Below are 12,878 nucleotides of genomic sequence, written 5' to 3'. Positions count from 1 at the left end.
CAACGGGCAACCGGCTTGCCCTCACACCCGATAGCCCGGTGCGGCGATTACGAAAAGAATGAGAGCGCATTGGTCATGGTGCGCACGGGAACATGAATTCGCCCAATACTCCACCCCCTCCATCACAGAACACCGGTCGCTGGTTTGGTGCGCTCGGCCTGACGGCGCTGGCAGTGATCCTTGCCGTGGTCATCGTGATCGGCGTGCGGGCGACGTTGCTTTATGAAGGCCGTTTAGCAGTTCGCGACGATGCGCGCGATGCGAATCTGCGCGTGGCGATGCTAGCCGCTCGCACGGTGGGCGATGACGTCGCGACCTGTGCGCACGCACTCGACGCACTCGGTGCGGCGGGTCATGGCGACCCGAGCGCACAGGTCTCGAACTGTATGGCGCAGTTTGGTGATCCGGCGAACGCGACATCGCTGACCGACGTGCAGGCTGTGATCATGAGTGAGGCTGGGGAGGTCGTTTATGAGGCGCTGCCCTCGATCGGCTGCCTTGATCTTCGCTTCGCCCAGTTGATCGTCAACGCGCACAGGCAAAGTAACAGCGACGCACTTTCGATCTCGACATCGGCAGCGTTATGCCCGGCAAGCGCGGGCAGCGGTCTGTTGATGACGCACAGCATCCGACGCGACGACGGAGCGTTCGCCGGGGTTGGCATTGTGACGCTCGACGCCCGCTATTTCTCACGGCAATTCGCGGGACTCGCACCGGGGGCAAAAGGCGTCGTCTCGTTAATGCGCAATGACGGCGTGGTACTCGTCGCGTCGACAGCCGCCGGGACCACCGTCGCAAGCGATGTGCCGCTCATGGTCGTCTCTGCCAAGGCGCCCGCCGCTGACGACTCGGGCGCAGATGGTGAATTTCTCTACGTCCGCCAACCCCTTCCGGATTTGCCCATGCAGATCGAGATTCGCGCGCCGAGAAGCGAGATCTACGCCGCCTGGCGAGAACGGGCGATGTGGGTAGGCGGGCTGACCGCAACACTCGGCGCGGGTTGTCTGATTCTCGCTGTCCTGCTCAGGAAGCAGCGTAAGCGGCGCTACGCCGCCGAGGCCGAGTTGCACCGAATGGCGAGCACCGATCCGCTAACGGGCCTGGCTAATCGACGCACGCTGGACGAAACCTACGACCGGGAATGGCGTCGCTCCGTGCGTGAGCATGCGCCCCTCGCACTGCTCTTCATCGACGTCGACCATTTCAAGACGTTCAACGACCGCTACGGCCACCCGGCGGGCGACGACGCGCTGGTCGCCGTGAGCCACGCCATCGGACACACGATCCGGCGGCCAGGCGACTTCGCGGGGCGCTACGGCGGTGAGGAGTTCATGGTGGTGCTCCCCAACACCGACGCCAACGGCGCACGCGATGTCGCCGAGCGTGTGCGCGGCGCTGTGCGCCTCGCCGCTATTGCCCACGAGGGCACGCCGCACGGCCATATGACGGTGAGCATCGGCGTCGCTGCCACCGGGGTGATGCCAACCGGCACGCCCGAAGCGCTGCTACAAGCGGCGGACGACGCTCTGTACACAGCCAAGAGCAGCGGTCGCGACCGCGTCTGCATTCACGCAACCTCAGGAGGTGCCCCATGCCCAGCGATTTGACGCTTGATCAACGCAAGGCCGCTGGAAAGCTGGCGCGTGAGCGCGCGCCCCGTTCGAAGCAGTCGGACATCGGCAACGTCGACCGCGATCCCGTGGCGCTGTTGCGCCAGAACAGCGCGGGCCGCGTCGACGCGCTGGTGCCGCTGCGGTACGGTCGCATGTCCGTCTCGCCCTTCACGTTCTATCGCGGCAGCGCGGTCCTTCAGGCGCACGATCTGGCGCGAACGACGACCACGGGGTTCACATTCCCCATCTGCGGCGACGCTCATCTCATGAACTTCGGCGGTTTCGCCACACCGGAGCGCCAGCTTGTGTTCGATCTGAACGACTTTGACGAGGTCGCGCCGGGGCCGTGGGAGTGGGATCTGAAGCGCCTTGCGGCGAGCTTTGCCATCGCTGGCGAGCACATGAGCGTCGATCGCGGCACGATTCGCGACATCGTGACGTCCGCCGTGATCGAGTACGGTAAGCGGATGCAGGAATATGCAGGCTACAGCGCACTCGATCTGTGGCACGAGATCGTGACGTTCGATCGCATGACGGAAGCGGCAGTCACCAGCGAGGGACGGCGTCTGATCCGCAAGACCGCGGAAAAGGCGGCTGGACGATCGCACGAAGCCATGCTCGAGAAGATTGCGGTCTTTGAGGATGGCCGCTGGGTGATTCAGGACGCGCCGCCTGCGCTGTTTCATCCGGCGGGCCCGAACTCGTTGCTGGGCAACGCGCACGCGTGGTCGAACACGCAAGCCTGGAAGGGCAAGCTGGCGCAGGCGTTCAACGAATACGTCGGCACTCTCCCGGTCGACCGGCGTGCGCTGATCGATCAATTTCAGCTTCAGGACATCGCCTTTAAGGTCGTCGGCGTGGGCAGCGTCGGGACCTTCTGTCTCGTGATGCTGTTCGTCGACGCACACGGCAAGCCGTTGTTCCTGCAAGTGAAGGAAGCCCGCGAATCGGTCATTGCACGCTACTTCCCCACCGGCAAGGTGCACCATCAGGGACTTCGCGTAGTTGCCGGGCAGCGGTTGCTTCAAGCCGCCAGCGACGCATTTCTTGGCTGGACGACCGGTCCGAACGGACGTCACTTCTACTTCCGCCAACTGCGCGACATGAAGGTCTCTGCGGAAGTCGAGCGCATGAACGACACGATTCTCCAGGGTTACGCCCGAATATGCGGATGGGCGCTGGCCCGGGCGCACGCCAAATCAGGGGGCCTGGCCGTAGAAATATCCGCGTACATCGGCGACGGGAAGCGCCTCGCCGACGCGATGACCGACTACGCGCTCGCCTATGCGACGCAGAACCAGAAAGACTACGAGGCCTTCATCAAGGCATGCCGTTCGGGAAAGCTTGCAGCGCGTAGCGACGAGGACATGGCTGCCGACTTCCGCGTATAGCGCGTCACTTGGAGGGCGGGTCTGGCGTGAACCGACACACCGGACCGCCGTGCGCGTGGCGTTTGTTACGGCCGCGAGCGCGTGGCGCGCTCGATGGCAGACAGCAGGTCGTTGCGAAGGAACGGTTTAGTCAGTAGCTCACGGCCTCCCGAGTGCCGAATCTCAGCGCGCGCTGCTTCGTTGTCGTACGCCGTGACGAATACGACCGGCGGGCGAGGCGAGGGCAACGCCCGATAAAACGCCGGTCCTGAGAGCCCGGGAAGGTTCACGTCGGCGACCACGCAGTAGGCCGTGCGAAGGCACTCGGCAACGCCGTCGTCCCCCGCACTCGTGAAGGCTCGCGTACGGTATCCGGAGATCGTCAGCAGGCGCTCGACAGCGCGACGCATACCTGTGTCGTCCTCCAGAATCGCGATGAGCTTCCTTGGCGTGGTCATGAGGCGTTCGTATCCATATAACGGCATTTTTCTTTGGAATACGAGACAACCGCCATCGGGACTTGGGGCAACGCCGATTCCCCATCGGGCAATTTGGGGCAACCGTCTTTGCTTCGCCGGTTCTGCACGCTACATTGATTCAGAGTGTCTGCCGAGCGTCTTCGCATCGGCATTCGCCAACCTTCTGCATTTCCCCGCCACTGTATCTCCCCTAATCGAGGCATGACGATGAGACGACAGGCGTTGGCAATCTTGATGCTCCTCACGACAGGTGCAGCATCGACGGTAACGGTGGCATGGGCACAGCAGACAGCCCCCGCAAGCGCGCCGGCCGCGTCGGCAAGCAGCGTCGATCCCGATGCGCTTCAGGCGCTGCACACGATGGGAACGTACCTGCAATCGCTCCAGCGCTTTCGCGTGTTCACGGATCTGACCGGGGAACGTGTGCTAGCGGACGGGCAAAAGCTTCAGCACAGCGCGAACGCCACACTCGAAGTCGATCGGCCGCATCGGCTGCGCGCCGTCATGAAGAGTGCGCGCACCGAACGCGAGATCATTTACGACGGGAAACAGGCCACGTTGTACTCACCGCAGCAGAAGTACTACGCGTCAGTGCCGTTCGACGGCACGTTGGCCCAGTTGGTCGAGGCGCTACGCGCACGATACGGCGTGGAACTTCCGCTCGCCGATCTCTTTTCGTGGGGGACGCCCGACGCCCAGCATCAGAAATTCGATTCGGCCATGTTCGCGGGACAGGACTACGTCGGTAACGATCTGTGCGATCACTACGCATTCCGGCAGGCCGGGATCGACTGGCAGATATGGATCACCAGCGGTAGCAAACCATTGCCGCGCAAGGTCGTGGTGACCCGTACGGACGACGAGGCGCGCCCGCAATCGGTCTCGATCCTGACCTGGCAACCCGGCTTCTCCATCAAACCGTCGACCTTCGAATTCCGGCCGCCGGCAGGCGCCAAGCGGATCGAAGCCGTTCAATTACCTGCCAACAAGGGGTGACATCATGACAACACGACGCTCCCCCTTCGTTCGCCTGTGTGTCGTTGCAACGGCGCTAACAGCTATTCTTGCGCCACTGTCGCCCTCGGAGGCTGCTGGCCGTGGCGGCGGTGCGGGGCACGCGCGAGAGCACGCTGGCGGCGGTGGCAAGGTTGGCCAGAACGCCGCACAACGCCCGAATGCCGGAAATGCAGGCAACCGGCAAGCCGACGCCCGCACCCGCAACGTTCGCAATACCAGCGTGAACAACGTCAATAACAACAACGTCAACGTCAATCGCAATGTGAACGTGAATGTCGACAATCATGGCGGTGGCTACTATCACGGCGGATGGGATGACGATTACCATCCGGTCGCAACGGCCGCGGCCGTCACTGCGGCTGTTGGCGTGACCGCTGCTGTCGTCGGATCAGTGGTGCATTCGGTCCCGGCGAACTGCGTGCCCGTGAACTATCGCGGCATGATTTATCAGCAATGCGGTAACACGTGGTATCAACCGCAGGGCACGCAGTTCATCGTCGTCAACGCGCCATATTGATGTGCGGCAACCAGAGGACGAACTCGGCTCCGCCACCCGGCCGGGGGCGGGCCGAGATGCTGCCGCGATGCGCATCGGCGATCGAGCGCACGATGGACAGGCCGAGCCCCGTGCCGCGCTCTTTGGTTGTATAGAACGCCTCAAACAATGGCTCGACGTCTCCATTTCCGATACCGACGCCACGATCTGCAACGACAAGTTCGACGCCATCATCGAGGAGGCGTGTTTCAACGGTTAATTCGCGATCCTTCTGCTCAGCGTTCTCCATGGCGTCCATGGCGTTAATGCAGAGATTGAGCAAGACCTGCTGCACCTGCACCTGGTCGGCAAGCACCCGGGCCTCGCGTGTGGCAAAGACTGTGTGCAGCACGATGCCCCGGCGACGCGCTTCCGGGTGCACAAGGGATGTCGCGCGTTCCAGAACGGCGTCGAAGGCAACCGGGGCATACGTAATCGCCTGCTTTTGCAGCAGCGCACGCAAGCGCACGATCACGTCATGTGCGCGCAGGGCATCGCGCCTCACATCGCTCAGAATCTCCCGAATTTCGGCGTCGCTTGGGTCGCCGCTTTGCATCATGAGATCTGCCGCATCAACGTTGCTCAGAATGGCGCCTAGCGGCTGTCCGACTTCATGGGCGATGGACGCGCTCAGCTCGCCCACCGTTGCGATACGCGAGGCGCGAGTGAGGTCGGCACGACGTTTGGCTGCGTCGAGTTCGGCACGACGCCGCGCGCGGCGTTGCTGAAGCAAGGCCAGGATCGTGACAGTCTGCGCGCCAAACACGAAAATCACCACGGCAACTTCCTGCCAGTACTCGCGAAGCAGCGCTACCTTCGGCGGTTCTGCACTCAGCGCGTCTTGAACGACGAAGCTGCATAGAGCGACAACCGCCAGCGACACCACGCCCCGGGCGGCTCCCGCAACGGTGCGGCTCACGACATTTGAGCAGAGGGCAGGGCCGTTTCAGCCCCGGTACGTTTGCCAGCGTTCCTGAGCAGTTCGGCGAGTGAGTTCGCACCGAACTTACGCATCAGTTCGGCGCGACACGTTTTGACGGTTCGCTCGCACAACCCCAGCTCGGCCGCGATTTGTTTGTTGCGAAGGCCTTTGAAGACCCCCTGAAGTACGACTTCTTCCCGGTCGCTGAGTACGGATTTCACGTCATGTGTAGGTGCAGCAGCCGGTCGACGCACAAGGCTGATCGCCGTCTCCACTGCACCGACAAGGGCATCGCGACCGAAAGGCTTAATGAGAAAGTCGACCGCGCCAGCCTTCATCGCTTCAACCGACCGGGCCACATCGCCGTACCCGCTCATGAAAACGACCGGCAATGCCGATGCCTGGCGGCGCAAGGTACGCTGCAAGTCGAGTCCGCTTGGCCCGCCCAACTCAAGGTCGATGAGTACGCACCCGGGACGGTCATCGGGCTCGCTGACGAGAAAGTCCCCCGCAGACGCGTACTCCCTTGCCTCATATCCCGAAGCGCACAACAGCCGGGCTAATGCAGCCCGCATAGAAGCGTCATCGTCGACGATATGCACTACCGATTCACGATCAGCATTCATGGATTCTCCGCCTCGCATACAGAAAATAGATTGCCCCCGGAGTAGATCTGCCCCTACGTTTTTGTACGAATAATGCTTACGCGAGTAATAGCAATTACCGAATTAATTACTTAAAATAGTATTTATATTACCTTTCACTAATTAATTTAAATTTTCTTGAAATTCAATCTTTTAGCAATTGATAGCATCTTCCAATAAATTCGTAAAGTCAAAATCGATTTGTGGGTGATGTCGGCTTTTTCCTTGTAACTCATGACGCAGCAACGGCGTGAAACGCGAACGCCCCATCGCGTTCGGAGACACGTCCAATGCCGGGAAAATCCAGATGCGCCCCGGCCACGTATAGATTCGGTTGCGTCTGACGCTGGAGCAGTGATTTCCGCGATGCCACCGCCTTGCTCTGGTCGTCGTCGTATTCCCAGGCGATCTCCGGATAAAAAAACTGGACGGAGGGCACGTGAATAAGATCGCCCCAAGCCAGCAATCGGCCTGCGCTGCTTGTCGCTTCGTAGGCGGTGTGACCGGGGGAATGGCCGACTGCACGGACTGCCGAAATGCGATCTGTAATGCGAGCGCCATCTTCAACGACACAAACGCGGCTGCGCAGCGGCGCAAGCCGTCCGGTGAAGACGGATATTTCCTCCTCGGCGACGAACACCTGCTTTAGCCTCGGAAAGGCCTCCGAGCCGTCGGGGGCGACGAGCCCGTTGACATGATCTTCATGGGTGTGGGTCAACGCTACGTGCGACACGGCGCTTCGATCCACACCGGCCTCCTTCAGAGCATCCAGAAGCGCGCCCATCGTGTCGTGCCAGGTATTCGACGCGCCGGTGTCCACCAAAACTGAGGCGTCTTTGTCGATAATCAGAAATGCATTGACCGACAAGCGCAGTTGTCCGTCGACAAGCTTCAGGCCAATGGGTGACGTGCTGAGAAGGGCGCCCGAGGCAGTGCGCAGGCGAGTCGGCGGCATGTCGACGTATCCGTCGCGAAGCGCAATGACCTGCAGCTCACCAAAATCGAACGACGCGTAGTTCTTTCCCTGAGATTTGAGCTTCATCGGTTTCGTCTGCACGCAAAAGGAGAGCGTCCAATTATTGCCTCTCGCCCGCCCTCATGCAAACCGGAATTGTGATGGTCAAATTCACCGAAATTGTGCCTGTCCAGAAGATAATAGGGCGTTCGCTGCCACCCTTATGTTCAGACGCAAACCTCAGAAACAATCACATGCAATATGATTTCAAGCTTTCCCCGTGGGTGAAATTCAAGGATTACAAGTCGCTTGACGATTGTCGACTCCCTGGCATCTACGTCCTTGCACGCTTCGACAGTCCACCTTCGTCACCGGCGTCGGTCACCGCGAAGGAGATCGTTTATATCGGGGAAACGACGGGCCAGGATATTGCGAAGCGGCTATATCAGTTTGGTCGTACGGCATTCGGACGATTTCCAGCCCACAGCGGAGGATCGAAATTCTCTGACGAATTCTTGGACAAACGCGTGTGCGAGCAGCCACCTGACGATCTGTACGTGGCAATTATGGGCGTGAGTCCGGCCGGTGCTGAAAAAGCAAGCGTCTATATCAAGTTTTTAGAGCGCGCCGCCATATGGCTGTTTTTCCAAAAGTACAACGCGCTTCCTCGCTGCAACTCGATATGACTGAGTACTAGGGGACGACACCTTGCATAAGACGCGCCGACGTTCGAGGACATGACGGCGGCCTGATGTGGGGTGCCGCCAACCGAGCACGGCGCTGTCGGTGCGGCGTGCTCGGTTGCGATCACGCACGCACTCAGAGGCCGAGATCGGATAGCCCCGGATGATCGTCCGGCCGCCGCCCAAGCGGCCAGTGGAACTTGCGCTCGGATTCCTTGATCGGCAGGTCATTAATACAAGAATGGCGAGTCGACATCAGGCCGTCCGGGCCGAACTCCCAGTTCTCGTTACCGTACGAGCGGAACCAGTTGCCGGAATCATCCCGCCATTCGTAGGCGTAACGCACTGCGATACGGTTGTCGGTGAATGCCCACAGTTCCTTGATCAGTCGATAGTCGAGCTCCTTGACCCACTTGCGAGCGAGGAAGGCCTGCGCTTCGGCACGGTTGTTCACGAATTCAGCGCGGTTGCGCCATTTCGTATCGACGGTGTACGCGAGAGCGACCTTGGCAGCATCTCGGCTGTTCCATCCGTCCTCGGCAAGGCGGATTTTCTGAATCGCGGTCTCACGCGTGAACGGCGGAAGCGGCGGACGGCTTTCGTTGGTGGATGACACGTTGGGTTACCTCACGGGTTAGGTTAAGACACGGCAAGAAGTCGACGCGCAACACGCGCGGCAGTGTCGGCGGCTTCGGTTCCGCCGAAAACAAGCGCGACCGAGATCGCGCCGTCAATCAGGATCAACAGCTCGTCGGCAAGCGCATCTGGCTGAGGCAATCCGCTCGCGGTAGTGAGTTCTCTCAGGTAGTCGAGAAGCCGTTGTTTATGCAGTTTCGATACCAACCGAATGCTGTTGGCCGGGTCACCAATCTCACCGGCCGCGTTCAGGAACGCGCAACCGTGGAAGCCCTCGGAGGCAAACCACGTACGAAGGGCGTCGAAGCACGATTGCAGGCGATCAAGAGGATCGTCGCTCTTCGATGTCGCCGCGACGAACCATTGCATCCAACGCTCGTCGCGCCGCAGGAGCGCAGCTTCCACCAACGCTTCCTTCGTCGGATAGTGACGGTAAAGCGTCTTTCGGACCACGCCCGATTCCTTGACGATGGCATCGATGCCGGTGGCATGAATACCCCCTGCGTAGACGAGTCGCTCGGTTGAGTCGAGCAGCGCGAGTTGGGGGGCAGAGAGATCGGCGGGTTGGGAAGAGTGGGGCATTGCGAGACGCGGAGAATGATCGTTCTCCGGAGTATAGAACGATCATTCTCCTAAGTCAAAGAGATTTCGGGGAGCGCATCGACCGTCAACGATTGAGGAAAAAATCCCGCTGCGTCGCTTCCGCCAAAAGCAGCGTCGCCAATTCTGCCGGGCGATCAAGCATGACAGCGTGTCCACATGCAATTTCGTGGACACGCCAGCTAGCATCGCGCTTGAGGCGCGCATGCGTCTCCACAAACCAGTCCCCGCCATTCCGGCTCGCGAAAACGTAGGTGCGATTCGCAACCGGCACCGAATCGACGCCTCCGCGCACTCCCTGAACAAACGTGGCGAGCGGCTGCGGCCCGGACATTCGGTCGACCCACGCTGCATCAGCATCATTCACGTTGAATAGCGCTGCGGGGATCGCGGGAATCATGCCCCCATGCTGTCCCGCCTGCGCAAGGAAAGCCAACGCCGTTTCTGGGCCGGTGATGTCGACGAGCGACTGTCCCTCGGCAGGCGCATAGGCATCGAGATAAAAGAGTGTGCGGATTCGTTCGCCGATCTCGTGCGCGACACCCGTAATCACCAGTCCGCCGTAGGAATGTCCGCACAGAATGGCATCGGTGACGCCCTCGTACTCGAAGACATTCACCACGTCTTGAATGTGCGTGTCCAGGTTGATTGCCCGGTCGGCAAGATGACTGCGCTCACCTAGCCCCGTCAATGTCGGCGTGATGACGTGGTGGCCTGCTTCGCGCAGCATGCGCGCGACTCTCGCGTAGACCCAGCTTCCCTGAAAAGCCCCATGAACCAAAACGAACGTTGCCATGCTTATGTATTTCCTTGTCGACTACGAATAAATTGTCCTGACGCGTTACTTCGCTGCGGTTTCAACAGTCCGCGTCCGCAATGTCCCCGGCCACTGACTTAGTGCGACGCCCGAAATGCAGACGACGGCCCCCGCAATCAGCACGGGTGTGATCGGTTCGCGCCGGAATGCGGCCCCCGCGACGACGGCGAAAAGCGATTGAGTCAGCGCATAGGGAGCAACGCGAGCCATGGAGAAGCGCGCAATCAGCCAAAACCAGAGGGTGAACGCGACGATGCCGCCGAACACGACCGTAAAGGCGAACGCTCCCCACTCGACGCGCGAAGCGGCGTGCAATGCCGCGATCTGCCCATGCTCGACCAGCATCGAGAGACCGAGCAACTGCAATGCGGTAAAAAACGACATCCAGGCAAATAGTTTGATGGGGTCGAATGGGCCGAGCTTCTTCGCAAGTACGTTGCCCGTGGCCAGACCCATGGCGGATCCGATCAGCAGCAATGTTGGAAAGAACGGAACGGCCAATCGCGGATCGACGATGGCGAGTGCCACACCGCACAATGCAATGGCAACGCCGAGCACAACGCGACCTGATGGCCTTTCACCCAGCATCGGCCACGCGAGCACCAATGTGAGAGGTGTCCACAACTGGTTGGCAATGCCGGCGATGCCGGCAGGCGAGCGGGTCAGTCCAATGAACGCGCAGGCAAAGTTCACCCCGCCCATAAAGCTCGCAATCAGAAAAATGGGGCCGATCTCTGCGCGTCGCATGCGCCCGACGAACGGAATGAGCACTGCAGAAATGACGGCGAATCGCAGACCGGCAAAGAACAACGGCGGAAGCACCGTCAATCCGGCTTTGATGACGACGTATTGAATGCCCCAAATCAAAGGAACCAGAAGGGCGGCCGCGACATGGATCGGTTTCATCGATATATAAACCAATTAGTCTAAAAATAAGCGAAAAAAATGAGAAGCATGCAGTTCGTGTTCAACGTCGCGACGTCAGGCCATCAACGAGCGCGTGGACAGCAGCGCTGTTGCTGCCGGAAGTGAATCCGGTCTTTTGAACGACTCGAAGGCCCTCGAGAAAACATACGAGCACATGTGCCGATGCCACAGGGTCCACATGCTTCGCCACGTCGGCTTCCTTCTGTGCGCGCTTGAGTGTCTTGACCAGTCTGGCCTTCATTCCGTCGAAAAAATGGGCGATCCGCACTGACACTTCCGGATCGTCTGCGGCCAGCTCCATGGCTGTCGCGACCACCAGGCAACCGCGTTTACCTGCCGCGCCGTCGGTGCGTGCGACATACCCCTCCATACACGCTTTCAGTCCCGCGAGCGCGCTGTCGCCCGAGGCAAGTTCATCGTCCAGACGCGCGAGCGCCTGTTCGATGTATCGATCGAGTGCTTGCAGAAACAGTCCGTGTTTGTCGCCGAAGGCCGCGTAAAGACTTCCACGCGACAACTGGGTCGCATCCAGCAAATCCGGTAGGGACGTGCCTTGATAGCCCCGGGTCCAAAAGGTCTGCATGGCGTGCTCGACCGCCTGATCGAGGTCGAACTCGCGAGGACGTCCTCGCTGACGTTGGCTGATGGTGTTGACAGTAGTCATGCCGAATTTATAGACCATTTGGTTTTTAATTGTCAAGCAATCGGATCTGTCTTGGCTGATGCACTGGCTATACGGTGTTCCTATTCTGGCGAGAAGCGCTTCCAGGACGAGCGAAGGATATCGAGCAGAGCCCGCGCCTGAACGCTGAGCGGGCGGTCTCGGTTCCACACGGCCCCCACGTCCATCGGGGGAATTTCGACGCTTAAATCTCGACGGCTGATCCGCTTTCCCTCAAGTGACCACGGGCGGTATACGAGGTCCGACAGGATCGTAACGCCCTCATTGAGCGCAACCAGACTGCGGACCGCCTCGATCGATTTGCTCTGCATTTTGATGCGGGGTTTCACGCCGTATTTGCGCCAATACTTCTCCACCGTCTGCACATGTCCGTCCATGTCCAGTAGCAGATAGTTTTCTTTCGCCACGTCTTCAAGCGTGACGCTCTGCGCGTCCTGCAACGGGTGCCCTGGCGGCGTCCATAGACGTCTCGTAGACCGAATGATTACCTCGAACTTGAGTTCGTCTGCCGGTGCGATATTGGAGACAAGAAGGAGTGCGATATCGAGCTCGCCGTTCATCAGGCCATGCTCAACGTTTTCGCGATCCCCTTCGATGATTTCGATGTCGAGGTTCGCGAACCGCTGGTTCATGGTCGAGCGCAGCGAAGGAAGCAGGTACGCCGAAATGGTGTCGGTCATGCCGATTCGTACGTGACCGGATACCTGTGTGGGTTCCTCTTGCGCCGCAGCGAACGCCTCTTCGATCGACACTGTGGCTTGTTGCACGTGACGCAGAAAGCGCTCGCCTGCGTCGGTCAATCGAACGCCCTTGGGATGGCGTATGAGCAGGGAGACGCCGATAGCCTGTTCGAGATTTTGCAGTGCAATCGTCATCGACGACTGAGAGACGCCGCATAGGTTGGACGAGCGCGATATCTGCCCTGTGTCAGCGACCGAGATGAAGTACTCGATCTGCCGAAGCGTGATGTGCATGCTCACGGTGTCGCTCCATCGTGC

At 60.1% G+C, this 12,878-nt stretch carries 15 protein-coding genes; 5 read left to right on the top strand and 10 right to left on the bottom strand.

Annotated features, from left to right (window positions below):
* Positions 1-92: 92 nt before the first annotated feature.
* Both PAQ31011_RS01070 and PAQ31011_RS01065 read left to right on the top strand, forming a co-directional pair.
* Positions 93-1,607, top strand: coding sequence for a sensor domain-containing diguanylate cyclase (locus PAQ31011_RS01070; protein ID WP_150574088.1), 1,515 nt, complete (start codon positions 93-95; stop codon positions 1,605-1,607).
* Positions 1,592-3,004 (top strand): DUF2252 domain-containing protein, encoded by a 1,413-nt coding sequence (locus PAQ31011_RS01065; RefSeq protein ID WP_150574087.1) that lies wholly within the window; start codon positions 1,592-1,594, stop codon positions 3,002-3,004. The genes PAQ31011_RS01070 and PAQ31011_RS01065 overlap by 16 nt, the downstream gene beginning before the upstream one ends.
* Before the next feature lie 65 nt (positions 3,005-3,069).
* Here the strand turns inward: PAQ31011_RS01065 and PAQ31011_RS01060 are convergent, their stop codons facing one another.
* Positions 3,070-3,441, bottom strand: coding sequence for a response regulator (locus PAQ31011_RS01060; protein ID WP_174989845.1), 372 nt, complete (start codon positions 3,439-3,441; stop codon positions 3,070-3,072).
* 255 nt (positions 3,442-3,696) lie between these two features.
* Between PAQ31011_RS01060 and PAQ31011_RS01055 the strand changes: the two genes are divergently transcribed.
* Positions 3,697-4,458: a DUF2092 domain-containing protein gene (locus tag PAQ31011_RS01055; RefSeq protein ID WP_246179268.1), complete on the top strand. Its 762-nt coding sequence runs from the start codon at positions 3,697-3,699 to the stop codon at positions 4,456-4,458.
* Between the two features lie 4 nt (positions 4,459-4,462).
* Positions 4,463-4,996, top strand: coding sequence for a hypothetical protein (locus PAQ31011_RS01050; protein WP_150574085.1), 534 nt, complete (start codon positions 4,463-4,465; stop codon positions 4,994-4,996).
* Here the strand turns inward: PAQ31011_RS01050 and PAQ31011_RS01045 are convergent.
* The 3 genes from PAQ31011_RS01045 to PAQ31011_RS01035 form a co-directional block, all read right to left on the bottom strand.
* Entirely contained in the window at positions 4,980-5,900 is a 921-nt protein-coding gene (locus PAQ31011_RS01045) for a sensor histidine kinase (RefSeq protein ID WP_150574084.1), read from the bottom strand. The two genes, PAQ31011_RS01050 and PAQ31011_RS01045, sit on opposite strands and share 17 nt — an antisense overlap.
* A gap of 29 nt (positions 5,901-5,929) precedes the next feature.
* Entirely contained in the window at positions 5,930-6,562 is a 633-nt protein-coding gene (locus tag PAQ31011_RS01040; protein WP_150574083.1) for a response regulator transcription factor, read from the bottom strand.
* A gap of 250 nt (positions 6,563-6,812) precedes the next feature.
* Positions 6,813-7,622: an MBL fold metallo-hydrolase gene (locus PAQ31011_RS01035; protein ID WP_150574082.1), complete on the bottom strand. Its 810-nt coding sequence runs from the start codon at positions 7,620-7,622 to the stop codon at positions 6,813-6,815.
* Between the two features lie 74 nt (positions 7,623-7,696).
* Here PAQ31011_RS01035 and PAQ31011_RS01030 point away from each other — a divergent pair, with 74 nt between their 5' ends.
* Positions 7,697-8,221 (top strand): hypothetical protein, encoded by a 525-nt coding sequence (locus PAQ31011_RS01030; RefSeq protein ID WP_150574081.1) that lies wholly within the window; start codon positions 7,697-7,699, stop codon positions 8,219-8,221.
* 133 nt (positions 8,222-8,354) lie between these two features.
* Here PAQ31011_RS01030 and PAQ31011_RS01025 read toward each other — a convergent pair whose 3' ends face one another.
* The 6 genes from PAQ31011_RS01025 to PAQ31011_RS01000 form a co-directional block, all read right to left on the bottom strand.
* Positions 8,355-8,834 carry a nuclear transport factor 2 family protein gene (locus PAQ31011_RS01025; RefSeq protein ID WP_150574080.1) on the bottom strand — a complete coding sequence of 160 codons (480 nt, stop codon included), beginning with the start codon at positions 8,832-8,834 and terminating at the stop codon, positions 8,355-8,357.
* A gap of 23 nt (positions 8,835-8,857) precedes the next feature.
* Positions 8,858-9,436, bottom strand: coding sequence for a TetR/AcrR family transcriptional regulator (locus tag PAQ31011_RS01020; protein WP_150574079.1), 579 nt, complete (start codon positions 9,434-9,436; stop codon positions 8,858-8,860).
* Positions 9,437-9,521: 85 nt separating this feature from the next.
* Entirely contained in the window at positions 9,522-10,250 is a 729-nt protein-coding gene (locus PAQ31011_RS01015) for an alpha/beta fold hydrolase (protein WP_150574078.1), read from the bottom strand.
* Between the two features lie 45 nt (positions 10,251-10,295).
* On the bottom strand, positions 10,296-11,177 hold the full coding sequence (locus PAQ31011_RS01010; protein WP_150574077.1) for a DMT family transporter: 882 nt from the start codon (positions 11,175-11,177) through the stop codon (positions 10,296-10,298).
* 61 nt (positions 11,178-11,238) lie between these two features.
* Positions 11,239-11,898: a TetR/AcrR family transcriptional regulator gene (locus PAQ31011_RS01005; RefSeq protein WP_246179266.1), complete on the bottom strand. Its 660-nt coding sequence runs from the start codon at positions 11,896-11,898 to the stop codon at positions 11,239-11,241.
* Between the two features lie 44 nt (positions 11,899-11,942).
* Positions 11,943-12,860 (bottom strand): LysR family transcriptional regulator, encoded by a 918-nt coding sequence (locus tag PAQ31011_RS01000; protein ID WP_150574075.1) that lies wholly within the window; start codon positions 12,858-12,860, stop codon positions 11,943-11,945.
* Between the last annotated feature and the right edge of the window lie 18 nt (positions 12,861-12,878).

The organism is Pandoraea aquatica, from assembly GCF_902459565.1.
Lineage (GTDB): Bacteria > Pseudomonadota > Gammaproteobacteria > Burkholderiales > Burkholderiaceae > Pandoraea > Pandoraea aquatica.
This window is presented reverse-complemented; position numbering and strand designations above follow the sequence as displayed.